Source organism: Spirosoma soli (assembly GCF_042684525.1).
GTDB classification, from domain to species: domain Bacteria; phylum Bacteroidota; class Bacteroidia; order Cytophagales; family Spirosomataceae; genus Spirosoma; species Spirosoma soli.
This window is the reverse complement of sequence record NZ_JBHULN010000007.1, coordinates 18,439-44,360: the sequence shown is the minus strand read 5'-3', so window position 1 is coordinate 44,360 and position 25,922 is coordinate 18,439. Positions and strand designations below refer to the sequence as shown.

At 48.0% G+C, this 25,922-nt stretch carries 21 protein-coding genes; 6 read left to right on the top strand and 15 right to left on the bottom strand.

All coding sequences use genetic code 11. The features are described from left to right. The first annotated feature begins 109 nt into the window (after positions 1–109). On the top strand, positions 110–889 hold the full coding sequence (locus ACFSUS_RS12970; protein ID WP_381523188.1) for a 3-hydroxyacyl-CoA dehydrogenase: 780 nt from the start codon (positions 110–112) through the stop codon (positions 887–889). A 153-nt stretch (positions 890–1,042) separates the two neighbouring features. Here the strand turns inward: ACFSUS_RS12970 and ACFSUS_RS12965 are convergent, their stop codons facing one another. The 4 genes from ACFSUS_RS12965 to ACFSUS_RS12950 form a co-directional block, all read right to left on the bottom strand. Continuing rightward, the gene (locus ACFSUS_RS12965) at positions 1,043–1,876 is read right to left on the bottom strand and encodes an MBL fold metallo-hydrolase (protein WP_381523187.1); all 834 of its coding nucleotides are present in this window, start codon (positions 1,874–1,876) and stop codon (positions 1,043–1,045) included. A gap of 83 nt (positions 1,877–1,959) precedes the next feature. Further along, on the bottom strand, positions 1,960–2,841 hold the full coding sequence (locus ACFSUS_RS12960) for an FKBP-type peptidyl-prolyl cis-trans isomerase (RefSeq protein WP_381523186.1): 882 nt from the start codon (positions 2,839–2,841) through the stop codon (positions 1,960–1,962). A gap of 81 nt (positions 2,842–2,922) precedes the next feature. After that, the gene (locus tag ACFSUS_RS12955) at positions 2,923–4,005 is read right to left on the bottom strand and encodes an MBL fold metallo-hydrolase (RefSeq protein WP_381523184.1); all 1,083 of its coding nucleotides are present in this window, start codon (positions 4,003–4,005) and stop codon (positions 2,923–2,925) included. Positions 4,006–4,066: 61 nt separating this feature from the next. After that, the gene (locus ACFSUS_RS12950) at positions 4,067–5,020 is read right to left on the bottom strand and encodes a fasciclin domain-containing protein (protein WP_381523183.1); all 954 of its coding nucleotides are present in this window, start codon (positions 5,018–5,020) and stop codon (positions 4,067–4,069) included. Positions 5,021–5,179: 159 nt separating this feature from the next. Between ACFSUS_RS12950 and ACFSUS_RS12945 the strand changes: the two genes are divergently transcribed. From ACFSUS_RS12945 to ACFSUS_RS12925, 5 genes are all read left to right on the top strand, one after another. Beyond that, a complete protein-coding gene (locus ACFSUS_RS12945) occupies positions 5,180–5,917 on the top strand; it encodes an isoprenyl transferase (protein ID WP_381523182.1) in 738 nt (245 codons plus the stop codon). A gap of 114 nt (positions 5,918–6,031) precedes the next feature. After that, positions 6,032–8,629, top strand: coding sequence for an outer membrane protein assembly factor BamA (gene bamA / locus ACFSUS_RS12940; RefSeq protein ID WP_381523180.1), 2,598 nt, complete (start codon positions 6,032–6,034; stop codon positions 8,627–8,629). Positions 8,630–8,801: 172 nt separating this feature from the next. After that, positions 8,802–9,374: an OmpH family outer membrane protein gene (locus ACFSUS_RS12935; protein WP_381523178.1), complete on the top strand. Its 573-nt coding sequence runs from the start codon at positions 8,802–8,804 to the stop codon at positions 9,372–9,374. A 20-nt stretch (positions 9,375–9,394) separates the two neighbouring features. Beyond that, positions 9,395–10,042 (top strand): OmpH family outer membrane protein, encoded by a 648-nt coding sequence (locus ACFSUS_RS12930; RefSeq protein ID WP_381523177.1) that lies wholly within the window; start codon positions 9,395–9,397, stop codon positions 10,040–10,042. Positions 10,043–10,244: 202 nt separating this feature from the next. Beyond that, positions 10,245–11,807, top strand: coding sequence for a hypothetical protein (locus tag ACFSUS_RS12925; protein WP_381523175.1), 1,563 nt, complete (start codon positions 10,245–10,247; stop codon positions 11,805–11,807). A gap of 83 nt (positions 11,808–11,890) precedes the next feature. Here ACFSUS_RS12925 and ACFSUS_RS12920 read toward each other — a convergent pair whose 3' ends face one another. From ACFSUS_RS12920 to nusG, 11 genes are all read right to left on the bottom strand, one after another. Then, positions 11,891–12,760: an aldose 1-epimerase family protein gene (locus ACFSUS_RS12920; protein ID WP_381523173.1), complete on the bottom strand. Its 870-nt coding sequence runs from the start codon at positions 12,758–12,760 to the stop codon at positions 11,891–11,893. An 82-nt stretch (positions 12,761–12,842) separates the two neighbouring features. Further along, positions 12,843–13,310: a 30S ribosomal protein S7 gene (gene rpsG / locus ACFSUS_RS12915; protein ID WP_077133101.1), complete on the bottom strand. Its 468-nt coding sequence runs from the start codon at positions 13,308–13,310 to the stop codon at positions 12,843–12,845. Between the two features lie 76 nt (positions 13,311–13,386). Then, entirely contained in the window at positions 13,387–13,812 is a 426-nt protein-coding gene (gene rpsL / locus ACFSUS_RS12910; protein WP_381523172.1) for a 30S ribosomal protein S12, read from the bottom strand. 162 nt (positions 13,813–13,974) lie between these two features. After that, positions 13,975–14,295, bottom strand: a complete 321-nt coding sequence (locus ACFSUS_RS12905; RefSeq protein ID WP_381523171.1) for a DUF3467 domain-containing protein — start codon at positions 14,293–14,295, stop codon at positions 13,975–13,977. A gap of 93 nt (positions 14,296–14,388) precedes the next feature. Beyond that, positions 14,389–18,756 (bottom strand): DNA-directed RNA polymerase subunit beta', encoded by a 4,368-nt coding sequence (gene rpoC / locus ACFSUS_RS12900; RefSeq protein ID WP_381523169.1) that lies wholly within the window; start codon positions 18,754–18,756, stop codon positions 14,389–14,391. Between the two features lie 105 nt (positions 18,757–18,861). Continuing rightward, a complete protein-coding gene (gene rpoB / locus ACFSUS_RS12895) occupies positions 18,862–22,731 on the bottom strand; it encodes a DNA-directed RNA polymerase subunit beta (RefSeq protein WP_381523168.1) in 3,870 nt (1,289 codons plus the stop codon). A gap of 249 nt (positions 22,732–22,980) precedes the next feature. Beyond that, entirely contained in the window at positions 22,981–23,367 is a 387-nt protein-coding gene (rplL, locus tag ACFSUS_RS12890; RefSeq protein WP_381523167.1) for a 50S ribosomal protein L7/L12, read from the bottom strand. 54 nt (positions 23,368–23,421) lie between these two features. Then, positions 23,422–23,955 (bottom strand): 50S ribosomal protein L10, encoded by a 534-nt coding sequence (gene rplJ / locus ACFSUS_RS12885; RefSeq protein ID WP_381523166.1) that lies wholly within the window; start codon positions 23,953–23,955, stop codon positions 23,422–23,424. A 3-nt stretch (positions 23,956–23,958) separates the two neighbouring features. Beyond that, positions 23,959–24,657 carry a 50S ribosomal protein L1 gene (gene rplA, locus ACFSUS_RS12880; protein WP_381523164.1) on the bottom strand — a complete coding sequence of 233 codons (699 nt, stop codon included), beginning with the start codon at positions 24,655–24,657 and terminating at the stop codon, positions 23,959–23,961. A 26-nt stretch (positions 24,658–24,683) separates the two neighbouring features. Further along, positions 24,684–25,127: a 50S ribosomal protein L11 gene (gene rplK / locus ACFSUS_RS12875; protein WP_381523162.1), complete on the bottom strand. Its 444-nt coding sequence runs from the start codon at positions 25,125–25,127 to the stop codon at positions 24,684–24,686. Between the two features lie 152 nt (positions 25,128–25,279). Then, entirely contained in the window at positions 25,280–25,840 is a 561-nt protein-coding gene (nusG, locus tag ACFSUS_RS12870; RefSeq protein WP_381523599.1) for a transcription termination/antitermination protein NusG, read from the bottom strand. Positions 25,841–25,922: the final 82 nt, after the last annotated feature.

Sequence of the window (25,922 nt, the reverse complement as noted above, 5' to 3'; positions counted from 1 at the left end):
TAAATTGATGAAGTAATTTTGTCATGCTGACGAAGGAAGCATCTTCAGTAACAGCAAAAAATTATTTTGGCTATGAAGATGCTTCCTTCGTCAGCATGACAAACTAATTATGCAACTAAACGAATCAACGGCACTTGTTACGGGTGGAGCCTCCGGCTTAGGCGAAGCAACCGTTCGGATGCTGGCCCAAAACGGCGCAAACGTCATTATTGTCGACTTAAACGAAGACCGTGGTCAGCTGCTGGCCGATGAGCTGGGCATAAATGCCCGGTTTATTAAAACAAACGTTACCGACGAGGCCGACGTACAGGCTGCCGTCAACTTAGCCATTGAAACATTTGGTGGTTTACACATCAATGTGAACTGCGCCGGTATCGCGGAGGCCCGTAAAACGCTCGGCAAGGTCGATGGCGTCTATGGGGCTCACTCGCTGGCCGCTTTCCAAAAAGTAATCTCGATCAACTTAATCGGTACGTTCAATGTGATTCGGCTGTCGGCCTTAGCCATGGAACACAATGAGCCAAATGCAGAAGGTGAACGAGGTGTCATCGTCAATACGGCATCCGTAGCGGCTTACGACGGCCAAATGGGTCAGGCCGCTTACTCCGCGTCAAAAGGAGGCATTGTCGGCATGACATTACCCATTGCGCGTGACCTGGCTCGCTCCGGCATTCGGGTGATGACCATTGCACCAGGCTTATTCGAGACGCCGTTACTCATGGGCCTGCCCGAAGAAGCCCGGTTGTCGCTGGGGCAGCAAGTGCCCTTCCCATCGCGGTTGGGGCGTCCTAACGAGTATGCAATGCTCGCTAAAAGCATTCTGGAGAATCCCATGCTAAACGGCGAAGTCATCCGGCTCGATGGTGCAATTCGAATGGCTCCGAAATAAATAATCAAGGATTCTGTAGCCCAAACGTGGCCACGTCTGAATACCCCCTAGTCTGAAAACAAAAGCTATCTGATTAGCCTGGACGGCTACCCAGACGTGGCCGTCCAGGCTACAGATTAGCCACCATACATGTTATCGACAGTAAAATAACACTTAATTGATGCTGTTAGGATGCCGATCAGTATCATTGAGTATTGATTCGACTAGGCGTAAGGCACTAACATCGTCGCCCGTGAAGGCGCGGAGCCACCACTGTTCCTGCAAACCCGCAGCCCGCACAAGCGCTTGTCCACGTAACCCACGCCGGTGGGCCGTCCAAACTCGTTCGACAAGTGTTTCGAGATACTGAAGTTTGCGTTCTACCGCCTGCCGACCCTGTTTCAGCACAGGGTTATGCCCACAAAAGACAACGTCGAAGTCATGTTTTAATAGCTGCCGTGTCGACGTAATCATCTGGTAAATGTTCTCGCCTTTTCGGAAGATTTTCAGATTACCAACGTAGAAATCACCGGAGAAGAGCCAACCTTCATTCGGCTCCAGAAAGACATGATGATCATCGGAATGCCCCAGCGTTAAAATTGGATAGAGTCGATACCGTTCCGTTTCAAGAACGGCGGATAATGGTACTACGTCCGGGCACGGATCAATCTCGCCAAACCAGAAACGTTCGTAGGGTAATAAATGGAACCTTTTGGTAATACGTTCGGCCGTTAACGGCCCCGCTAGGATAGGGCATTCATGAGCCTGACTTAAAGCCTTGGCATTACCAGAATGGTCTTCGTGAAAATGAGTGAGGGTAATCTGATCGATGCGCGTGTTGGCCAACGTCTGCACTACTTCGCGTTGCATGTGTCGTTGAGCCGTATCAACCAACAGGCCGTCTACGTAATAGCACCAAACAGGTAAAGGCCGCATAAACCGAACCGGCGAGTAGCCGAATCGATACCCCTGAACCGGACCGTGTTGTAACGTTTGACAAATTTTCACGCAGCACGTTGAGAAGGCAATCCAAACAAAAGTGGCCTGCGAAGAACACAGGCCACCACAAAGTTAACTTGAATACACAAAACCTATTTTGCCGAAACCAGTTCCAGATCAAAACGCAGGGGTGCGTAGGGTGTAACAATATAGCGGTTAGCACTTACAGCTCCCTGGGTACTATAGCCAATTGCCGACGGGAAAATAACTGTTGCTTTCTCTCCTTCTCTCAATCTCGACAGTCCTTCTTCAAACCCTTTGATAAACCGATTCTGTCCGAGAACGACGTCAACGGTACTCGTACCCGTGCTGTCAAATGCGGATGCCGACCGTAGCATTTTACCCTTGTAGCGAATGGTTAACGTTTGCCCCAGACCAGGCTGCCGACCAGCTGGATTATCCTGCGTTTTGATAAACTTCAGACCGGTTGCACTTGAATCAGTGATGACCAGATTGTTACGAGCAATGTAATCGTTGATCTGTTCGGTCTCTGTCCGTGTACGATTTAGCTGCACATCGAACCGAACGACTGAATAAGCCGGCAAGTTGGCGTTCACGGCCTGATCGCCGTAGCCCAGATAGGATGGAATCAGAAGCGTAGCTTTCTCGCCTTCGTGCATCAGGCCCAGCCCTTCCTCTAAACCCGCCAGAATAGATTGAAGCCCAAACGGATAGTATACAGGCAAATTCGCCTTGGTGCTATCTACCAGCACGTCCTGAAGATTATATGATTTATAGGTAAATTCAACCTCCTCACCAACCTTTGGCGTTCTGCCGGTCGGATTAGCTACCGTAATTTTATAGTATAAACCCGTGGAGGTTAACTGACCGCCCAACTGTTTAGCCGATGCATAAGTTTGAATCTGAGCATCGTTCTGATCGTAGTTTGCATTCGTTGAATCGACCTGTTGCATGCAGGAGGCCAATCCACCGACGAACAAAGCGCCGATAATCGTTAATTGAAATGTACGCATGGAATTAATTTAACAATATAACTATCAATACGCTTTATGACCCCGTATCGTGGCGGAACGTTGGGATGCTGGCTAATTTTTTCAATTTATCACGAAACTCTCTCCGTTTTTTAACGCCCGAAAACGGTTGGCAGGTAGGCCTTTTTCCGTCAAAGCCTTGTTCAGATCGTCTACTGGTTCGGTTTCGCCATCATCGGCCAGCGGAAAGGTTCCAAAGTGAATGGCAACGCTCTGTTTCGACTGAACATCGGCGTGAATTTGTACCGCCTGTGCCGGTGAGCAGTGAATTGGTGCCATAAACGACGGCGGTTTATAAGCCCCGATCGGTATCAACGCCAGCCGTAAAGGTCCGAACTGCTGACCAATCCCTTTCAGGAAAGGGCCATAGCCAGTGTCACCTACAAAATAAAGTTTTCCTACCGCCCTGTTATCGATGACATAACCTGCCCAAAGCGTCGCGTTCCGATCGAACATGCCTCGACCCGAGAAGTGCTGCGCCGGTACACAATGGATCGTCGTTCCATCGGCATAGTTGATTGCCTGCCCCCAATCCATTTCGGTTACGTTTGCGCAACCCCGCTCCTCCAGAAATGCTTTAACCCCTAACGGACAAAATACCCTGGGCTGATCACGGGTGCATAGCTTTTGCACCGTTCCAATGTCCAGATGATCCCAATGGTTGTGACTCAACAAGAGGATATCAATCTTAGGTAAGTCATCGAAGCGAATACCCGGTGGGCTGTTGCGTTTGGGACCGGCAAACTGCACCGGGCTTGTCCGTTCGTAGTAGATGGGATCAGTTAGAACGTTCAACCCATCAAACTGCAACAGCACCGTCGAGTGATTAATGAACGTAACGCGCACAGGACCCGTGCCTAAAGACTGGCCAATCTCACTATTGACCCGTGCGGGAGGTGGCGGACCTGGCTTGTTATTATGATACGTTCCCCAGGGTTGGGTTCGTTGCCGATTTAGTAGCCAACCGGGAATTTCGCGCAATCCTTTGGCCTGCACTCCCCCTAAATTCCGGAACTCCTTGCCATCAAAATGATCGCTAACCGGTCCTTTATAACGAGGAGCCGAAACAATATATCCCGCTACGACCATTACCAGAATGACCAGCAGAAGAGCAACTCCCAGAATAATAAGGATCTTAGAAACCATCGTAAGTCATGCATTGGGCGCGTAGCGCGTTAACCGGGCAACCGTTGGCAAATCAGTCGCTTTACGGCTGTAGCAACTGATCAATCACATGAACCACGCCATTGTTTGCTACCAGGTCCGGTGTTTTGATGGTCGCAGCCGTAGAGTTTCTATTGCCTTTGACGGTTGCGTTACCATTCGTGGCTGATATAGTCAGTCGGCTACCGCTTAGCAACGTATTAACCGACCCCGACTGAAGTTGATTTGAAAACACTATTCCTGTGATTATGTGGTACGACAGGATGTTGGCCAATGTCTGAGGATTCGCGGCTTCTATAGCGGTGACCGTACTGTATCGGCTATCGCTTCTAAAAGCCGCATCATTGGGCGCAAACACAGTCACGGTATTGGTTGATGCCGTTGTGCTAAGCGCTGCCGACAATGTCGGATTCGTCGATGCCACGCGCCTGACCGCAGCTGACAATAGCGTCAGATCGGGGTTATTCTGAATAGTCGCTAGTAAGCTGCCGTTTGACGGACTAAGCACCCGGTTAATCACATGAATGTAGCCATTAGCCGTCGACAGATCTGCCTGGACAATTTGTGCATTATTGACCCGAATGATGTTATCAGACTTGTTGATGAACGCCACCCCGTTCGTAGCCGTCTGAACCGAGTTTTGTCCCGATGGAATAGCTGATGAGCCAATGGATGAGTAGAGTACGTGGTAAAGCACAATGTTCTTTACCTGCTCCTTGGGCAACGCCCGGATGCCCGCTTCGGTTAAGCCCGACGCCTGAAAAGCCGCATCGTTCGGGGCAAACAATGTCAGATTAGCTCCCTTGAGCGCATCACCTACCTCCGCATACGTAACAGCCGCCCGCAGCAGACTAAACTGATTGTCTTCAAGAATCTGGTCGGCTATGGTCTTTGGTATGGCAACTGTGTCGTCGTTTGTTTGACAACTCAATCCGGCAATCAACAATAAGACAAATACGAACGCCCGGTGCGTTCTGCTCAGCAGTGGTTTGTTCATACGTATATGATTTATGCGAACAAAGATAAGAGAGATCGTTAGTCCCTGAGCAGCTGAATTAATTCGTCTGTCCAAGTAGCGAAATAGACTACTGACTTACTGGCTAAAATTTCGTACCTTCGCGGTCTTGTTAAATACTGTTAAAACTCCCCCATTGGGATGAAGGAACACATTGACCCGAGCAATCTGCCCCAGCACATAGCCGTTATTATGGACGGAAACGGACGTTGGGCGAAACGGCAGGGCGCTGCCCGGGTGTTTGGTCACCGTAACGCGATTAAGGCCGTGCGCGAGGTAACAGAAGGATGTGCTGAGCTGGGTGTCAAGTACTTGACGCTTTACGCCTTCTCAACAGAAAACTGGAACCGACCCAAAATCGAAGTAGACGCGTTAATGACTCTGCTGGTCCACACCATTCGTGGGGAGATTAAAACACTAATGGACAATAACGTGCGGCTGACAACCATTGGCCATACCGAAAGTCTGCCAGCCGATTGTCGACGCGAACTAGCGGAGGCCATGCGCGAAACAGCCGCCAATACAGGATTAACGCTTGTATTGGCCTTAAGTTATAGCGGACGCTGGGAAATTTTAGAGGCCGTTCGTCAACTGGCAACCGATGTCCGCGATGGTAAGCTTAGACCGGATGAGATTGATGAAGCCATGTTCGGAAGTCATTTGTCAACGAGCGGTATTCCCGACCCTGAGCTAATGATCCGGACCAGTGGTGAAATGCGTATCAGTAATTTTATGCTCTGGCAGTTGGCTTATTCTGAATTATATATGCCTGATGTGCTCTGGCCCGACTTCCGGAGAGAACATCTATACGAAGCTATCTTAAGTTATCAGCGACGCGAACGTCGGTTCGGTAAAACCAGCGAACAATTAGTAAAATAGAGTGAACTAGAGCAACATAATCGTCTGTATACTAACTGGTTTAAGGGCATGCCAACCGTTTCGCCTTGAATGGAGTCCACACAAAACAGTTATAAAATAACACATACCACAAACTTGGAACACCGTATAAAAGTCATATTGGGGGCCGCTTTGTTGCTCCTCACCCTGCTTCCAGCCCACGTAAGGGCGCAGGTACGCGTTGGCGTCGGTAGAGGTACCGAAACAGCGGCAGCAGATCCCAATGATTTGCTTAACTACGCCAGCCCTAAAGAATATGAGATCACCGGCCTCACCGTAACAGGCACCCGCTATCTCGATCCAAACTCGTTGGTTTCTCTTACTGGCCTGAAAGTTGGCGACAAAGTCCGTCTTCCGGGCGAAGCAAACGGCTCATCAATACGCAAGCTGATGGAGTCCGGCCTGTTGGATGATGTTGAAACCATTGCTACACAAACTGGAGAAGGTAAGGTAGCTCTCACATTTCGGGTGCAGGAACGGCCCCGCCTTTATCGGGTTAGTTTCCTGGGCGTCAAAAAAGGGGAACAAGATCAATTAAAAGATAAAGTAAAGCTGAACCTGGGTAAGATTGTTACCAACACAATCACTAAGAACACCCAGCTGGCCGTTCGTAAGTTCTTCGTAGACAAAGGCTACCTGAATACGAAAGTAAAAATCACCACGGTTCCTGATAGTGCTCGAAACAACGCTACCATGCGGGTGTTGGTCGATAAAGGTCAGAAGGTTAAAATAGCTAAGATCAATTTTGAGGGCCGCAACGAAGTCGAAGAATCGACGGTTCGGATGAAAATGAAAGGAACGAAAGAGATGCGGTTCGGGCGGTTGTTCAGCCCGTCTAAGTTCGTTCCAAAAAAATACGAAGAAGACAAGCAGAAGCTCATTGAGTATTACAACAAACTGGGCTATCGGGATGCAGCTATCGAGAAGGATACAATTATTAACAATGGGGGTAAAACCATCAGTCTGAACATTACTCTGAACGAAGGGCGGAAGTACTACTACCGCAAGGTTGATTTCTCGGGTAACTACCTCTACACGGCCGACCGGTTGCGCGAGGTCTTAGGGGTAGCGAAAGGTGACGTTTACAATCCAGAAGACCTGGAGAAGAAATTGAATGGTAACCCCGGCCAGGACCTGAGCTCGCTGTATATGGATGACGGCTATTTGTATTACAATGCCCAACCCATCGAAAAATCGATTGACGGTGACTCTATTGACCTTGAAATTCGCATTTTTGAAGGAAAGCAGGCGACCATTAACCGGGTTATCCTGAACGGTAATACCAAGACCAGCGACCACGTGGTCATGCGTACCATCCGGACGCTACCCGGCCAGAAATTCTCTAAAACGAACCTGATCCGGACTCAGCGCGAGTTAGCCACACTTGGTTACTTCGATCCGGAGAAAATCGGCATCAACCCTGTTCCCCAGAATGATGGTACGGTAGATATTGAATACTCCGTTGAAGAAAAGCCGTCCGACCAGATTGAACTGTCGGGTGGTTGGGGTGGTTACGTTGGCTTCGTGGGAACACTCGGTCTGACGTTCAACAACTTCTCAGCTCGGAATATTCCGAACTTCAGCGCCTGGCGTCCGCTGCCTGCGGGCGACGGCCAACGAGTCCAGCTACGTTTCCAGGCAAACGGTCAGCAGTATCAGGTGTATTCGTTGTCGTTTACGGAACCCTGGCTCGGTGGGCGGAAGCCAAACGCCTTCTCGGTCAGTGCCAGCCATACGGTGTATAAAACGTTCTATAATCCGCTTGACCCTTCAAGCCTGTACAAACCATTATCAGGGCAGACACCAACTGGAGCATATACCAACACGGCCTTCACAATTGGTTTAGGTCGGCAGCTTAAGGTGCCTGATGACTTCTTCACCTTAAGTCATTCGCTTTCGTTCCAGCGTTATGATTTGAACAACCTGGACTTATTCAGTATTGGCTATAACAATGGTATTTCGAATAACATTACATTCAATACGACCCTGTCTCGGAACAGCATCGACCAGCCGCAGTTTCCACGTAGTGGTTCGTCGTTCAGCCTGAGCGGCTCGTTTACTCCCCCTTACTCGGCGTTCCGTACTATTACCGAAACAGCAAAACCCGAAGACCGATACAAATTTGTGGAATACCACAAATGGATGTTCGACGCCAGCTGGTTCCAGACTGTATTTGGTAAACTGGTGTTGAACACCCGAGCGCACATGGGCTTTTTGGGAAGCTACAACCGTCGTACTGACATTGGCCCATTTGAGCGGTTCGTGTTGGGCGGCTCAGGGCTAGCCGGTCAGGGCCAGTTTGCGTTAGCGCAAGACATCATCGGTCTGCGTGGCTATGACGACCGTAGCGTTTACACCGCCGATTACAACCGCGCACCAGAGACCAATGCTGTTACCCGAGGAGGTGTCGTTTACAACAAGTTTGTTGCCGAGCTCCGGTACCCGGTTTCGCTAAACCCATCGGCTACCATTTTCGTACTAGGCTTTTTGGAAGCCGGTAACAACTGGGGGAGTTATAAACAATTTAATCCATTCGATCTGAAGCGATCTGCCGGTTTTGGTGCCCGTATCTTCATGCCTGCCTTTGGTTTGATTGGTATCGACTATGGTTATGGTTTCGACCCAATTCCAGGAACAGCCAAAACCGGGCCGAGTGGTCAGTTCCACTTCACAATTGGTCAGCAGATAAGATAAGATTTGCAGGTTTTCCAACGTTTAATCAGAACAGCTATGGTTAGCAATTGGCTCATAAATTTCTGTCCTGATTAAACGTTGGAGCCTCCTTTAAGTCTAACCTATACCACCAATCGCTACAAAGGTTTAAACTGACAATCAATCACTTCCCGCAAAAATTAGACGGCTAACAATGAAAAAAGCCTTATTTTTTGTATTTTTGTGTTCTGTTTGGCTAGCAACTCCTGCAAAAGCGCAGAAGTTTGGATACGTAGACACTGAGTTTATTTTCAGCAAAATGCCCGAGTATCAAAAGGCATTAGGTGAAATAGACAAGTTTACTGACAAGTGGTCGAAGGACATCCAGGATAAATACGTTGAGCTCGAGAAATTACAGAGGGCGTACCAGGCCGAGGAGATTCTGCTGACCGAAGACATGAAGCGCGAACGGCAACGGGTACTAAGCGATAAAGAGCGTGAAGCCCGTGATTACAACAACAAGGTGTTTGGCTATCAGGGACTTCTTTTTGAGAAGAAAAAAGAACTCATGAAGGCCCCCATGGAGTTAGTAAACCGAGCGATCGAGAAGGTGTCGTTGCAGAAAAAGTTAGACTTTATGTTCGACAAAGCGTCTGATTTTGTCATGCTCTATACTAACCCTAAACATGATTATACAGATTATGTGATGGAGGAGTTAAACCTGGATACTAAACCAACAGCGGGCAATGCGCCAGCAAACAAAGCAACAACCACAAAACCTAAGTAAATACAAACAATCAATTCCCGATGAAGAAAAACCTCGTCATGGCGTTTGCAGCAGCTCTTTTAATGGGCGGTTTAAACGCACAGGCACAAGCCCCAACCCCAACGACGGCTACGACTACCGCAGCTGGTCCGCTGAAGTTAGGCTATACTAACATTGATTACGTTCTGGCCCAGACGCCTGAAGCTAAAGATATTCAAAACCAGTTGACGATTCAGCGCACGCAGTCTGAGAACGAGATGAAGCGCATGAACAAAGAGCTGGAAGACAAATATGATGCTTATCAGAAAGGGGCAGCGCAAATGTCGGACGTGATCCGTAAGGACCGCGAAACCGAATTACAGGGCTTGCAAACACGTATTCAGGAGTTTGGCCGTACCGCCGAGCAATCATTGCAAACCAAGTATCAGCAGTTGGTTAATCCGGTTGTTCAGAAGATTCAGAAAGCTATTGATGCGGTTGCCAAAGACAACGGTTACCAGTACGTCTTCAATCTGGACGCTGGTGCTAATACCATTCCCATTTTGTTAGTAGCTCCGGAAGAAAATAACATCACGGAGTTAGTTCTCAAGAAGCTAGGGATCGATCCGGCGAAAGCTGCTGCGGCTACCAAGCCAGCTACAACGGGTGGCAGCCCTACCCCAGCAACCCCAGCTCCTAAGAAGAACTAAGTCGCCATTAATTTCTTAACAAAAAGAGCCCCTCCAATTGAGGGGTTTTTTGTTAGACTACCTTTAAAAAGTATAATTATAGGGCGAACAAGTAGCGTTTTAACTAAGAAAAGTAGTAAAACGTCAGTATTAGAAGTCATTCAACAAAATCTTCGCCTTACTTTTACGTTCTTCAAGACAGACCACTATCTGACCATTGTCTATGATCCGCATTGCCGGTAGTGTGGCCTGGCTGCTTATAAACTTAATTGTTGTTAGCAGCTATGCACAAGATACAAAGCCATTTCAACTACTATTTCCGACACAAGCTAACTGGAATGTTGTACCAGAAGGCAATACAGTTAGGTTTGATTTAAGAGCCACAAGTGCCCCAACTGATACGTTGACATTCTCTTTCGGTTCGGACGTACAGGAAGGCATGGAACTTGATTCATTAGGGCATTTTAGCTGGACACCTAGCTTTGATTTGGCTGACCGAATCCAAACAGCTAGATCATACCCCGTAACTTTTGAAGCTCACAACCATCGCGGGCAAACTACGTCGCAAACCATCGAGTTTAAAGTGCTGCACGTTAACCGTGCTCCAATAGTTGGCGAATTACGGCCGTTTTATGTCCGTTACAGAACACAGAACGTATATAAAATGGAGCCCGACCTGGTCCATGACGACGACGGCGATCCAATTGTGTTTATCCCAATTGCCGACCAAATGCCAGAGGGGAGTCGGCTTTCATCACAAGGCGAACTCACCTGGACCTTGTCGCTGAATCAGTTCAATAAATTAAAGCAGGCTCCACAATACATCGAATTCTGGGTAGAAGACCAACCCGCTAAAGCGCGCACCAAGGGTCGGTTAAAGGTCGAGGTAACACAGATGGACCTTCCACCTGACATTGCTGTTATTCCGAAGCAAACGCACTATAAACTGCGGGAGAACGCAACCGTCGACCTAAAATTTTCTCTTCTTGACCCGAACGGAGAAGACGATATTGCTACGTTTGATTTCTTATCAGACAACCGGCAGATTCCTAAAACGGCTTTAGTTAAGAATACTGATAACCAGTATGAGTTTATCTGGCAACCCGGTTATGAATTTGTAAAAGATCCTTATGATTCATTAGACGTCCAAATTACGTTTTACGTGCTTGATAAAGCGCAGAACCGGGAAGAACGCCGAATTACCTTTACAGTGTTCAACACGGTGAATGAAGGCGAAAAAGATCGCTATTTATACGCTCAGTACCGGCAATTGTTAGTTCAAGCCTGGGGGCTGGTCGAGCAGCTGGGCGAAAAAGAAGAGCAGCTCAAACGTGATTACAAAAGGGCAAAAGGCGGTAAGCGAAATCGATCGGTAGCGAATGCTTCTCTTGGAGCCATAACAGGAGTAGCACCTGTTGTTGACGCCGACAACTCCAAATATGTATCTGCCGTAGGTGGAACGGCTGTCTTAACGATGGGAACACTCGAAGCAACGGAAGTTATCGGCAAGTCCATGAAAGACTTATTAGATCGCTATAATTACGTCCTCGGTAAGCGAAGTGAGCTTCAAAACAAAGGCGACGTATTTGCCCGTGAGTTTGCCCTGAAATCAACCCGGCGCAACGGTGAGTTCATCCGAAAGTTAGATGACTTCCGCAATTCGATGAGCTTAAGCGGCCTCGTTGCTCTAGAGTTAGACGCAAACTGGCAGAGTAAGAAAGAAGCTACAGATAAGGCCATCAAGCGCACTTTTAAGGACTTTACACCTCTTGAAGAGACACAGTAATAATTTCCGGTATTCTGTTTACGATGGCTAACGTTTGAGCCTTGCTGCTGCGTCAGCCGCCGTAAACAGAATATCGTAAACCGTTACTCAATCTTAATGGAAAAAGTGGCTTCAAATACATCTCCTTCTTTCACGTATTGAATCGCTTCTTTTTGGTCGATTGGCTTCTGTTCACCCTCACTATCGGCACAACCAAGCCACGGCTCAATACAAACAAAGGAAGCGCCAGGTTTAGCCCATATCCCTAGATACGGAAACTCAGGGTAATCTACCGTTACAGCGTGACTGTTTTTTGCGCTACGGATAGAAACACGCCGAGACACCAGGTCTTTAAACACCAATGCATCCTGATCAAATAAGTGCCTGGTGAGTCTTAATTTGTTTCCCTCTGTTGGTATTGCCTTCGTTTGGCCAGAGAAATAGCCCGCTGATGAGAGCATATGCGTTTCTAAAGGCTCGGCCTGGTCGAATTCAATGTAATAATCTTCGTAGGTATCATCAGCATTAAAAGGAACGGCAAAAGCGGGATGAGCACCAACCGAAAAGAAAATGCCCTGCTCGTCATTGTTAACCACCCGATACGTTATTGATAAGTGAGGCCCTTCTAGCTCGTAAATTATTTGAAACGTAAACTCATAAGGAAAAGCAGCTCGGGTGGTGTCGCTAGCATGCAGAGAAAAGACGGCATGAGTAGTCGTTGATTCGGTTGTTTCAAACGTAGTGTGCCGGGCAAAGCCGTGACGCTCCATAGGATGCGTTTTTCCGTCAATCAGCAGCTGATTATTTAAACAGCCACCTACCACGGGAAATAAATTCGGCGCATGCCACGGCCAAACGTTTGGGTCGGCTTGCCAGAGGTGCTCGATGCCACCAGGCTTATGAAAAATAGATGTTAGCTCAGCCCCCTTCGAGCGAACGGAGACGCGTAAGTAGTCGTTCTCTAAAGTTGTCATAGCTTGAAAACAACAAAAGCCGCTCAATGTTGAGCGGCTTTTGCGGATTTGTCGATCACCGGGACTGTGACCAGAGCTTGGTTTAGAACCGGAAGTGCGAAAACGCCTTGTTGGCTTCAGCCATGCGGTGCGTATCGTCTTTCTTCTTCACTGCTGCGCCCTCCCCTTTCGAGGCTGCAACGATCTCAGCAGCTAAACGGTCTACCATTGTTTTCTCACCCCGCGAACGAGCGTACCGGATAAGCCATTTCATGCCTACCGCGACCTTCCGGTCTGCCCGTACTTCGGTTGGCACCTGGAAAGTGGCTCCACCGACGCGACGGCTTTTTACTTCAACTGATGGCATCACATTGTTCAATGCCTTTTTCCACGTATCCAGACCGCTTTCGTTGGTGCGTTTTGCTACCACGTCAAGTGCATCATAGAAGATGGCGTACGCCAGGCTTTTCTTGCCTTCGTACATTAAGTTGTTAACAAATTTGGTTACGAGAACCTCCTTATATTTAGGATCAGGTAATACGTAACGCTTGGGCGGTTTCGCCTTTCTCATGATTGCTTCAGATTTTTGATCTTACTCTGAACGTAGCCCATTTATTTAAATGTTCTAATGCCCAGTTTAATTTAAATTACTTCTTTTTACCGCCTTTTGCTGGAGCACCTTTACCTGCTGGAGCCTGACCTGGTTTCGGACGCTTTGCGCCGTACTTCGAGCGGCTTTGCAGACGACCGTTTACACCGGCCGTATCCAGAGCGCCACGCACAATGTGATAACGTACACCCGGTAGGTCTTTTACCCGGCCACCGCGGATCAACACAATTGAGTGCTCCTGCAGGTTATGGCCTTCGCCCGGAATGTAAGCGTTTACTTCTTTCTGATTCGTCAAACGAACCCGAGCAACTTTACGAAGAGCCGAGTTCGGCTTCTTCGGCGTCGTTGTGTACACACGTGTACACACTCCCCGACGTTGTGGGCAGGCGTCCAAAGCAGGCGATTTCGACTTGAATTCAAGCTTTTCGCGGCCTTTACGCACCAACTGTTGTATGGTAGGCATTCTTAAATTAGTTTACAAAAAAATAGTCTTCCCGAAAATTGAGGTGCAAAGATAATAAAACTTATGCTAATAGCCAAGCACATATGGCATTTGCAGCGAGCGAATTACAGTTTACAAAAGACTCAATAAATCGTAACTCATACGTCGTAGATCATAAATCCGTTATGCCTGACCGACCGGCCCGCTAAATCCGCCACCCGGAAAGCGGAACGTATCATTCGGCTCATTGATATTACCGTAAGCCTCTTCAAATCGACTAACATTCTCTCGTAGTGCTTCCAGTAAGCGTTTAGCATGCTCGGGCGTAAGAATGATACGCGCCTTTACTTTAGCTTTCGGTACACCTGGCATTAAACGAATAAAGTCCAGGATAAACTCGCTGTTCGAGTGAGCAATCATGGCTAAGTTGGCATAGACGCCTTCGGCAATCTCTTCACTTAGCTCAACATCAATAGAGCCGTCTGGATTTTGTGGTTGATTCATAGAGCAATTCTTTTTGCAAAAGTACGGCTAATAACGAAAACACCCCAGCCATTACTGACTAGGGTGTTTTCATATCTAACCGACTACAGACGCTTACACCGTCGCCCGTTTTTTGCTGCGGGCAAACTGTTCGCGGGATTCGGTGATGGTCTCCAGCTCTTCTTTCGAACCAACAATCGCGTTTTGGTAACGACGAATACCTGTTCCGGCCGGAATGAGGTGACCAACAATAACGTTTTCTTTCAAGCCATCGAGCATATCACGCTTACCGCGGATCGAAGCTTCGCTCAACACTTTGGTCGTTTCCTGGAAGGAAGCAGCCGAGATAAAGCTGTCTGTACCTAATGATGACTGCGTAATACCCATCAGCGTTGGTTGAGAAACGGCAGCCATAGCGTCGCGCACGGTCACCAGGGCCATGTCACGGCGTTTGAGGCTCGAGTTCTCGTCACGGAGCTGACGGCTCGTCACAATCATACCTGGCTTAAAGTTAGTCGAATCACCAGCGTCCATAACGACTTTGGCATCGAGAACTTTGTCGTTTTCTTCGCGGAACGCCCACTTATCAACGACTTGTCCTTCAAGGAAGTTGGTGTCGCCAGAATCGATGATTTCAACTTTCTGCATCATCTGACGCACGATGGCTTCAATGTGCTTGTCGTTGATTTTCACCCCTTGCAGGCGGTATACTTCCTGAATTTCATTCACCAGATACTCCTGAACGGCTGTCGGCCCTTTGATGGCCAGGATGTCGCTTGGCGTGATGGCACCGTCAGACAACGGAGCACCAGCCCGTACAAAGTCATTGTCCTGTACAAGGATAAACTTCGACAGAGGTACCAAATACTTTTTCTTCGTGCCGTCTTTCGACTCGATGAAGATTTCACGGTTACCCCTCTTAATCGTACCATACGTAACAACACCGTCAATTTCACTGACAACAGCTGGGTTCGATGGGTTACGCGCTTCGAACAATTCCGTAACCCTTGGCAGACCACCCGTGATGTCACGAGTTTTACCAACGTTACGTGGAATCTTCGCCAGCGGCTGACCAGCTTTGATTTGCTGCCCTTCTTTTACAACAAGGCGAGAACCAACGGGTAAGTTATAACTCTTTTGCATAACTCCCGTGTCCGTATCGGCTAGGTGCAGCGTCAGGGTTGTTGTTCCCTGAACAACAATAGCCGGGTTTTTAGCCTTGTCACGGCTTTCAATGATAACCTTCTCCTGGAAGCCTGTCTGTTCGTCAAACTCCTCACGATAGGTAATACCATCTTCGATCGCATCAAATGTCAATGTACCGGTAAGCTCTGAGAGAATGACAGCGTTATAAGGGTCCCAGGCGCAAATGTCATCGCCTTTCTTGACCATGTCGCCGTCTTTCACCCGCAGGAACGCACCGTAAGGAACGTTATTGCTAATCAGAACTACGTTGCGATCATTCGGATTCACAATCCGAACTTCACCCGAACGGCCCATAACGATCGTTTGTGGATTGCCCTCAGCATCTTCCGATTCAACCGTCCTCATTTCTTCGAGTTCGATCAGACCATCAAATTTCGCTTTAATCGATGCATCAACGGCAATGTTAGAGGCCGTACCACCGACGTGGAACGTACGTAGCGTTAACTGCGTACCAGGCTCACCAATCGACTGCGAAGCAATTACACCTACAGCTTCACCGATGTCTACCATTCGACCCGATGCCAGGTTACGACCGTAACACTTAGCACATACACCCTGACGTGATTCGCAGGTCAGTACTGACCGAATTTCAACTGTCTCGATGCTGGTTTCGTCAATACGAGCAGCTACTTCTTCTGTAACCAGCTCACCTGATCCAACAATCAATACTGGCTTGCCGCTTTCGTCTTTCTCGAGCGGATCATAGATGTCGTGAACCGTTGTACGGCCCAGAATACGCTCTGACAGTGGCTCAACAATGTCCTCGTTGTCTTTCAATGCTGATACTTGCAGACCACGTAGCGTACCACAATCATCTTCGCTGATGATAACGTCTTGTGCTACGTCGTGCAAACGGCGGGTAAGGTAACCAGCATCGGCCGTTTTCAAGGCTGTATCAGCAAGACCTTTCCGAGCACCGTGGGTTGAGATAAAGTACTCCAATACGTCAAGACCTTCTTTGAAGTTCGACAGAATCGGGTTCTCAATAATCTCACCGACTGAACCTTGCAGGTTTTTCTGTGGCTTAGCCATCAGACCACGCATACCACCCAACTGACGAATCTGCTCACGAGAACCACGGGCGCCCGAGTGCATCATCATATAAATTGAGTTGAAACCACCCTGATCAGCTTCAAGTTGCTTCATCAGCGTCTCAGTCAATCGAGAGTTTACACGTGTCCAGATGTCAATAACCTGATTGTAACGCTCGTTTTCAGTGATCAGACCCATTAGGTAGTTATCCCAAACGCCCTGTACTTCGGCTTTCGCTTCTTCAACGAGTCCCTGCTTTGCTTCAGGAATCATGACATCGCTCAAACCAATTGACAGACCGCCTTTAAACGCCATCTGGAACCCTAGTTCTTTGATTTCGTCCAGGAACTGAGCCGTCCGTGCGCCACCAGAAATTTTGAAGATAAGCGCAATAATCTGTTGCAGCTTTTTCTTCGTCAACAGTTCATTGATGTATCCTACTTCCTCAGGTACAGCCTGGTTGAATAATAACCGACCAGCTACGGTATCGATTACTTTCTCGACCAGCTCACCACTTTCATCCCGGACTTTCACCCGGCACTTGATGTTGGCGTGCTTAGAAACTTTACCTTCATTAATACCAATGATAACTTCTTCAGCGCCGTAGAACGTCATACCTTCGCCCGCAATTAGATACTCAGGTGTGCTCTTACGCCCCTTCGTTACGTAATACAGACCTAACACCATGTCCTGCGATGGTACCGTGATTGGCGCACCGTTGGCTGGGTTAAGAATGTTATGCGATGCCAGCATGAGCAACGAGGCTTCAAGGACGGCTTCTTGACCCAGCGGCACGTGAACGGCCATCTGGTCACCGTCAAAGTCAGCGTTGAAGGCTGTACAAACGAGTGGGTGCAACTGGATAGCTTTCCCTTCGATCAGTTTAGGCTGGAATGCCTGAATACCTAAACGGTGCAGCGTTGGAGCCCGGTTAAGTAACACAGGGTGACCTTTCAGTACGTTCTCCAGAATGTCCCAGATAACAGGGTCTTTCCGATCAACGATTTTCTTGGCCGACTTCACCGTCTTAACGATACCCCGCTCAATGAGTTTACGAATAACAAACGGCTTGAACAATTCAGCCGCCATATCTTTTGGCAAACCACACTCGTGCAGCTTCAATTCAGGACCCACCACGATAACCGAACGACCCGAGTAGTCAACACGCTTACCGAGCAGGTTCTGCCGGAAACGACCTTGCTTACCCTTTAACATGTCGGATAACGATTTCAACGCGCGGTTACCTTCCGAACGAACGGCGTTTACCTTCCGTGAGTTGTCGAATAGCGAATCGACAGCTTCCTGCAACATCCGCTTTTCGTTACGCAGAATCACTTCCGGTGCTTTGATCTCGATCAGACGCTTCAAACGGTTGTTCCGAATGATAACCCGACGATACAGGTCATTCAAATCGGACGTAGCAAACCGGCCACCGTCAAGAGGGACAAGCGGACGAAGTTCTGGTGGAATAACAGGTACCATCTTGATCACCATCCACTCAGGACGGTTCTCAATCCGGCCATTAGCCTCCCGGAACGCTTCAACGACTTTCAACCGTTTCAACGCTTCAGCTTTACGCTGTTGCGATGTATCGGTAGCAGCTGCGTGACGTAAGGAGTAAGACAATTCGTCTAACTGCACACGTGACAGCAACATCTCAAGCGCTTCAGCCCCCATCTTAGCGATGAACTTATTGGGGTCTTTGTCATCAAGATGCTGGTTACTACTCGGCAGCTTATCGATGATATCGAGGTACTCGTCTTCCGTCAGGAAATCGAGTTGGTTAATGCCATCCTCAGCTTTCACACCAGGCTGAACTACTACGTAACGTTCGTAGTAAATAACTTGGTCAAGCTTCTTGGTTGAAAGCCCCAAGAGATAGCCAATTTTGTTTGGTAAGCTACGGAAGTACCAGATGTGCGCAACAGGTACCACCAGTTCAATGTGGCCCATACGCTCCCGGCGTACCTTTTTCTCGGTTACTTCCACGCCACAACGGTCACAAATAATGCCTTTGTAGCGAATCCGCTTATATTTACCACAGTGACATTCCCAGTCCTTTACTGGCCCAAAGATGCGCTCGCAGAACAAGCCACCCATCTCGGGTTTGTAGGTCCGGTAGTTAATTGTCTCCGGCTGTGTCACCTCGCCGTAGGAACTCTCCAAAATAGACTCGGGCGATGCCAGACTGATCGTCACGCTGGCAAAGTCGCTATTGAGTTTTTTGTTCTTTTTGAACGACATTGGTTGGAGATTAATGGTTAAAACCTTGTCATTTGTTAAGTGGTCATTGATTGTCATGTATTGCGAAAACAAGCAATGACCACTAATAACTAAGAATGACTAACTTTATTCAAGTGTAATTTCGAGTGCAAGACCACGTAACTCGTGAACAAGTACGTTGAACGACTCAGGAATATTCGGCTTCGGTAGATTTTCACCTTTCACGATAGCTTCGTATGCCTTCGCGCGACCAACTACGTCATCGGATTTAACGGTCAGAATTTCCTGCAGGATGTTCGAGGCTCCGAAAGCTTCCAACGCCCACACTTCCATCTCACCAAACCGCTGACCACCAAACTGCGCTTTACCACCCAGCGGTTGCTGCGTAATGAGCGAGTATGGTCCAATTGAACGAGCGTGCATTTTGTCGTCAACTAAGTGACCCAGCTTCAGCATGTAAATAATACCGACCGTTACAGGTTGATCGAAACGTTCGCCTGTCAGACCATTGTATAAGTAGGTACGGCCGAATGACGGTAAACCGGCTTCGTTCAACTCATCAGCCACTTGCTGCTCGGTAGCTCCGTCGAAGATTGGCGTCGCATACTTACGATCCAATTTTTGACCAGCCCAGGCCAGTACCGTTTCGTAGATCTGGCCAAGGTTCATCCGGGATGGTACACCAAGCGGGTTCAACACGATGTCAACCTTGGTTCCGTCTTCGAGGAACGGCATATCTTCATCACGTACAATCCGGGCAACGACCCCTTTGTTACCGTGACGACCGGCCATCTTATCACCTACTTTCAGCTTGCGCTTTTTAGCGATATACACCTTAGCAAGTTTTACGATACCTGCTGGCAATTCATCACCAACTTCGAGCGTAAAGCGTTCCCGCTTGAACCGGCCAGTGATTTCGCTCCGACGATTGTTATAGTTCTTCACTAATTGAACAATCATCTGATTCAGCTTATCGTCCTCGGTCCAACTGTCGAGGTTGAGGTCAATCAACAGGTTAGCTTCTTCCGGTACGGCGTAACCACTTTCATCGCGATACGGGTTGCGGTCAGGGAATAAATTGTCCGTAATGTTTTTACGGTTGAATTTTACGCCCTTGCTAACGACTTCGTCACCGAATTTATGCTTAACACCCTGGCTCGTTTTACCGTCAAGCAACGTCACCATTTTGTCAATCATCCGGGCCCGGAAGTCGTTTAACTCACGACCGTACTTCTTCATCAACGACTTCACCTCATCTTTGTGCTTGCCACGATCTTCTTTCGCAGGGCGGGCAAACAACTTAGTATCAATAACAACACCCTTTAAGGATGGTGGTGCTTTCTTAGATGCGTCTTTTACGTCACCGGCTTTATCACCGAAGATGGCACGAAGAAGTTTTTCTTCTGGGGTTGGATCACTTTCACCTTTCGGGGTGATCTTACCAATCAGAATATCACCTTCTTTAACTTCCGTACCAACCCGGACGATACCATTTTCATCGAGGTTTCGAACCGTTTCTTCACTTACGTTCGGAATCTCCGAGGTCAGTTCCTCTTCGCCCCGCTTCGTATCACGAACTTCCAGTTCAAACTCTTCAATGTGGATCGAGGTGAAGATATCTTCGCGTACTACACGCTCAGAGATTACGATAGCATCCTCGAAGTTATATCCCTGCCATGGCATGAAGGCAACCTTCATGTTACGACCAAGTGCCAACTCACCAGCCTGCGTAGCGTAGCCTTCGCAAAGTACATCGCCTTTCTTTACCTTCTGGCCTTTCAGGACAGTTGGCTTGAGGTTGATACAGGTATCCTGGTTTGTACGACGGAACTTAATGAGGTTGTATGTCTTCCGATCTTCGTCGAATGTAACCGACATTTGATCTTCGTCAAGGTCATAACGAACCACAATCTTGGTCGAGTCAACAAACTCGATCACCCCGTCAGCTTCGGCAATAACTAGTGTTCGTGAGTCAACAGCTACACGCCCTTCCAACCCCGTACCCACAATCGGGGCCTCAGGACGGAGCAGCGGTACTGCCTGACGTTGCATGTTCGAACCCATCAGGGCACGGTTAGCATCGTCGTGCTCAAGGAACGGAATCATAGAAGCCGCTACCGATACAATCTGGTTCGGTGCGATATCCATGAAGGTCACGTTTGCAGGCTCAGCCATCGGGAAGTCACCCTCAAAGCGAGCTTTCAAACGATCTACCTGGAAATTACCTTTTTTATCGACACCGGCATTTGCCTGAGCGATGTAATGCGTGTCTTCTTCTTCGGCCGTCAGATACATCACCGGCTTGTCCATCGATACTTTACCGTTTTCAATGACACGGTAAGGTGTTTCGATGAATCCCATGCTATTGATTTTAGCATAGACGCAAAGTGACGAGATCAATCCAATGTTCGGCCCTTCCGGCGTTTCGATAGTACACAGACGACCATAGTGCGTGTAATGTACGTCACGAACCTCGAAACCAGCTCGCTCGCGAGATAGACCACCAGGCCCAAGTGCCGACATACGACGCTTGTGCGTCACTTCGGCCAAGGGGTTAGTTTGGTCCATAAACTGCGATAACTGGTTTGTGCCAAAGAACGAGTTAATCACCGACGACAGCGTCCGAGCATTGATGAGGTCAACAGGTTTAAAGTCCTCGTTGTCCCGTACGTTCATCCGCTCTTTAATCGTCCGCGCCATACGCGCTAAACCAACACCGAACTGAGCATACAATTGCTCACCTACCGTCCGAACACGCCGGTTGCTGAGGTGGTCAATATCATCAACAACAGCTTTTGAGTTAATCAAACCAATCAGGTACTTCACAATAGACACAATGTCTTCTGTGGTTAGTACCTTCATATCCGACGAAATATCGAGACCTAACTTTTTGTTAATCCGATAACGTCCTACATCACCAAGGTCGTAACGCTTATCCGAGAAGAACAAACTCTGAATGATTTCACGTGCTGTCTGTTCATCCGGAGCATCCGCGTTACGTAACTGCCGATAGATTTGCTCTACTGCCTCTTTTTCAGAATTCGAGCTATCTTTCTGCAACGTATTATAAATGATGTTATAATCGGCCATGTTCATGTCTTCCTTGTGCAGGATGACCGATTTCTGCCCAGACTCTGTAATCACATCAATATCGTCCGCCGAAATTGCTGAATCACGCTCAAGTAACACTTCGTTACGGCTGATTGAAACAACTTCGCCCGTATCCTCATCCACGAAATCTTCCGTCCACGTACGAAGCACCCGGGCCGCCAGACGACGACCAATAGCTTTTTTCAGGTTAGCAGGCGTTGCTGGTACTTCTTCCGACAAACCAAACAAATCGAGAATGTCTTTATCCGAACCAAACCCGATTGCCCGCAACAGCGTTGTCACCGGAAACTTCTTTTTCCGATCGATATACGCATACATGACGTTGTTAACGTCAGTTGAGAATTCAATCCAAGACCCCTTAAACGGAATGATCCGGGCTGAATAAAGCTTCGTTCCGTTCGTGTGCTTACTCATAGAGAAGAACACACCCGGAGAACGGTGCAATTGTGAAACAATCACCCGTTCAGCTCCGTTAATGACAAACGAGCCTTTCTCGGTCATGTACGGAATATTACCCAGGAATACCTCCTGCTCAATTGTCTCAAAATCCTCATTGTCAGGATCGTTATTAGACAGCCGCAATTTAGCCTTCAAGGGTACTGAGTACGTCAACCCACGATCAATGGACTCGTCAACCGAGTACTTCGGTGGATCAACAGAATAATCGATAAACTCCAGCTTGAAATTCTCGCGAGAGTCTGAAATAGGGAAATTCTCCTGAAATACCTTGAACAAACCCTCTTCAGAACGTTGGTTCGAAGGCGTATCAAGCTGGAAAAAATCTTTGAAGGATTTTACTTGAATATCCAAAAAGTCTGGATATCCAATCACTGGCTGAATCGTCGCAAAATTTTTGCGCGTACTGATTTTCGCGTTTGTAGCCAAGATTGTACTCTGTTTAGTTGCGTAACCGATTCTCTATGAGCGCGTTGCGAAGATTTGCTACGGCACTCGAACTAAGCGGCTATTCAGACCCCAGGCGTCACCCAACCCAAGGGGCGTAAATAGACAACATAAGGCAATAAAAATAAGTTTGTCTTTTGCAAGCGTATAGACAAAAAAGTCTCCAAACAGGAAAAGACCAGACGTTGGTCTGGCCTCCCCTGCCTGGAGCGATATGCGATGAGCAGATGCTTATTTAACTTCTACTTCAGCACCAGCTTCTTCGAGTTGCTTACGGAGCGATTCGGCTTCGTCTTTAGCAACGCCTTCTTTCACTGGCTTTGGTGCACCGTCAACTAGTTCTTTCGCTTCTTTCAAGCCCAAACCGGTCAAGTCTTTCACCAGTTTCACGACAGCTAACTTAGCAGCACCAGCTGATTTCAGAACGACGTCGAACGACGTTTTCTCAGCAACTGCGGGAGCAGCGTCACCGCCACCTGCAGCACCACCAGCTACCATTACGGGAGCGGCAGCAGCCGGCTCAATTCCGTATTCATCCTTAAGGATAGCAGCCAGTTCGTTAACTTCTTTAACCGTCAGGCTTACAAGCTGCTCAGCGAACGCTTTCAAATCTGCCATTTTAGTATTCTTATTTGATTGTGATACAATGATTGGAAAATGGTTGTCGGATAATTAAGCTGCTTCCTCACGCTCCGACAGCGTTTTGAGGATACCGGCCAACTTGTTACCACCACCTTGCAACGCCGAGATGACGTTTTTAGCAGGCGATTGCAGTAGACCAATAATTTCACCAATGAGTTCTTCTTTGCTCTTCAGTGCGATGAGCGTATCGAGTTGGTCAGCGCCAATGAACAGGCTATAATCAATTGAAGCAGCCTTTAGTTGTAACTTATCACTCGTTTTACGAAACTCTTTAATAAGCTGTGCCGGTGCTTTGCCATTCTCAGGGTGAAACATCACTGCTGACTGACCATGTAGCACCGTGTCGTTGAACGGTGTATAATCCGTATCCAGGGTTTCGAGTGCTTTTTTGATGAAGCTGTTCTTCACTACTTTGTACTCGATGCCCCGCTCAAAACACATCCGACGGAGATTGTTGGTCTCAGCGACCGTCATGCCATTGGCTTCCGTGATGTAGAAGAAGGGAGTGCTCTGGAACTTTCCAGTTAACTCCTCAATAATTGCTCCTTTGTCCTCGCGCTTCATGGCTTAAATTCCGGCAACTGTGCCTTTATCAATCGTTACTCCCGGACTCATCGTGCTAGACAGATTGATCGTCCTCACGTATGTACCTTTAGCCGAAGAAGGCTTTAGACGCATCAATGTGGCAATGATCTCCTGCGCGTTCTCAGCCAGTTTTTCCGGCGTAAACGATACTTTACCAATACTGGTGTGAATGATACCGGTTTTATCAACTTTAAAGTCAATTTTACCAGCCTTCACTTCGCGAACTGCTTTACCAACTTCTGGCGTTACCGTACCCGATTTAGGGTTTGGCATTAAACCACGAGGTCCAAGCACCTTACCCAGACGACCTACCTTAGCCATAACGTTCGGCATTGTGATAATCACGTCAACGTCCGTCCAGCCTTGTTCAATCTTCTGAATATAATCGTCCAGACCTACGAAGTCAGCTCCTGCTTCTTTCGCTTCGTTCTCCTTGTCCGGGGTGCAAAGCACCAGAACGCGAACCGTCTTACCTGTACCGTGTGGCAGCGTAGCAACGCCACGTACCATTTGGTCAGCTTTACGCGGGTCAACGCCCAACCGAACGTCAATATCCACAGAAGCGTCGAACTTAGTAAACGAAATCTCCTTCAGAATCTCAGCGGCTTGTTGCAGCGAATATTCCTTAGAGCTATCGTACTTCGATTGAGCTTCTTTTTGTTTTTTCGTTAACTTAGCCATCTCTGTGTTTGCTTCGGCAAGTCTAATTAAATCTCGAAAGGCGCAGTGCCTGTCACCGTAATACCCATGCTGCGAGCCGTACCGGCTACCTGCTTCATGGCTGACTCTACTGTAAACGCGTTCAAATCCGGCATCTTCGTTTCCGCGATTGTCCGAACCTGATCCCACGATACAGAGCCAACTTTGTTGCGGTTTGGTTGAGCAGATCCACCTTTCAGTTTAGCCGCTTCCATTAGCAGAATTGGTGCCGGTGGCGTTTTGATGACGAAATCGAAGGACTTGTCCTTATAATACGTAATCAAAACCGGCAAAACCATACCCATTTTGTCCTGCGTCCGGCCATTGAACTGCTTGCAGAATTCCATGATATTCAAACCCTTGGAACCTAGCGCTGGACCGATCGGAGGTGAGGGGTTAGCCTGCCCGCCTTTGACTTGCAGCTTTACGTAGCCACCTACTTCTTTTGCCATTGTGTAATAGATTTACGATCTACGACGTACAGAGTCACGATTGATCGTCACATATCGAATCGTTTTCTGTAACTCGGAAACCAACTTGTTTTGACCGTTTGTTCTCTGAGGGAAGCATAGATCGCCCGGCCAACGGAAAGCTAACTGGAAGATTAACTTTCTTTTTCTACTTGTGCGTAACTGAGTTCTACCGGAGTACTCCGGCCAAATATCTTTACAACGACGTTTAATTTCTTTCGGTCGTCGAATACTTCTTCTACTGTGCCAATGAAACCACCAAAAGGCCCATCAACTACTTTAACAGACTCACCTTTGAGGTAGGCAACAGTTGGTACTGCCACCTCTTGAGTTTCCTCATCTACCTTACCTAAAATTCGGTTTACCTCAGCTTGACGTAGCGGAACTGGAACTTTTGATGTGGTTCCAGCCTGCGAGTTTCCTAAGAAACCTAATACACCTGGCATATTCAGGATTAAGTCAAGCGCTCGGTTATTACCTAAGTCAGCCGAAATCAAGATGTAGCCAGGAAAGAATGATTTCTCCCGAACGCGCTTCTTACCGTTACGCATTTCATACACCTTCTCCGCCGGGATTAAAACCTGCGGAATCACTTCATCCAACTTTTGCCGGATAATTTCGTTATCAAGGTAAGACTTGATTTTCTTCTCTTGCCCTGATACCGCCCGAATGACGTACCACTGTATGCCGCTCATGTTTATTGTCATTTGTAGTCAAGTATTATCAAGTATTGTCAGGTGTTGCTTTACGATACTTGACTACGCTTGACCATTTTTG

Bases quoted from the DNA above. Each gene is read 5' to 3' on its own strand.
- ACFSUS_RS12970 (WP_381523188.1), top strand. From the start codon at position 110: ATGCAACTAAACGAATCAACGGCACTTGTTACGGGTGGAGCCTCCGGC.
- ACFSUS_RS12960 (WP_381523186.1), bottom strand. From the start codon at position 2,841: ATGCGTACATTTCAATTAACGATTATCGGCGCTTTGTTCGTCGGTGGA.
- ACFSUS_RS12955 (WP_381523184.1), bottom strand. From the start codon at position 4,005: ATGGTTTCTAAGATCCTTATTATTCTGGGAGTTGCTCTTCTGCTGGTC.
- ACFSUS_RS12950 (WP_381523183.1), bottom strand. From the start codon at position 5,020: ATGAACAAACCACTGCTGAGCAGAACGCACCGGGCGTTCGTATTTGTC.
- ACFSUS_RS12945 (WP_381523182.1), top strand. From the start codon at position 5,180: ATGAAGGAACACATTGACCCGAGCAATCTGCCCCAGCACATAGCCGTT.
- ACFSUS_RS12935 (WP_381523178.1), top strand. From the start codon at position 8,802: ATGAAAAAAGCCTTATTTTTTGTATTTTTGTGTTCTGTTTGGCTAGCA.
- ACFSUS_RS12930 (WP_381523177.1), top strand. From the start codon at position 9,395: ATGAAGAAAAACCTCGTCATGGCGTTTGCAGCAGCTCTTTTAATGGGC.
- ACFSUS_RS12925 (WP_381523175.1), top strand. From the start codon at position 10,245: ATGATCCGCATTGCCGGTAGTGTGGCCTGGCTGCTTATAAACTTAATT.
- ACFSUS_RS12920 (WP_381523173.1), bottom strand. From the start codon at position 12,760: ATGACAACTTTAGAGAACGACTACTTACGCGTCTCCGTTCGCTCGAAG.
- rpsG (WP_077133101.1), bottom strand. From the start codon at position 13,310: ATGAGAAAGGCGAAACCGCCCAAGCGTTACGTATTACCTGATCCTAAA.
- rpsL (WP_381523172.1), bottom strand. From the start codon at position 13,812: ATGCCTACCATACAACAGTTGGTGCGTAAAGGCCGCGAAAAGCTTGAA.
- ACFSUS_RS12905 (WP_381523171.1), bottom strand. From the start codon at position 14,295: ATGAATCAACCACAAAATCCAGACGGCTCTATTGATGTTGAGCTAAGT.
- rpoC (WP_381523169.1), bottom strand. From the start codon at position 18,756: ATGTCGTTCAAAAAGAACAAAAAACTCAATAGCGACTTTGCCAGCGTG.
- rplL (WP_381523167.1), bottom strand. From the start codon at position 23,367: ATGGCAGATTTGAAAGCGTTCGCTGAGCAGCTTGTAAGCCTGACGGTT.
- rplJ (WP_381523166.1), bottom strand. From the start codon at position 23,955: ATGAAGCGCGAGGACAAAGGAGCAATTATTGAGGAGTTAACTGGAAAG.
- rplA (WP_381523164.1), bottom strand. From the start codon at position 24,657: ATGGCTAAGTTAACGAAAAAACAAAAAGAAGCTCAATCGAAGTACGAT.
- rplK (WP_381523162.1), bottom strand. From the start codon at position 25,127: ATGGCAAAAGAAGTAGGTGGCTACGTAAAGCTGCAAGTCAAAGGCGGG.
- nusG (WP_381523599.1), bottom strand. From the start codon at position 25,840: ATGAGCGGCATACAGTGGTACGTCATTCGGGCGGTATCAGGGCAAGAG.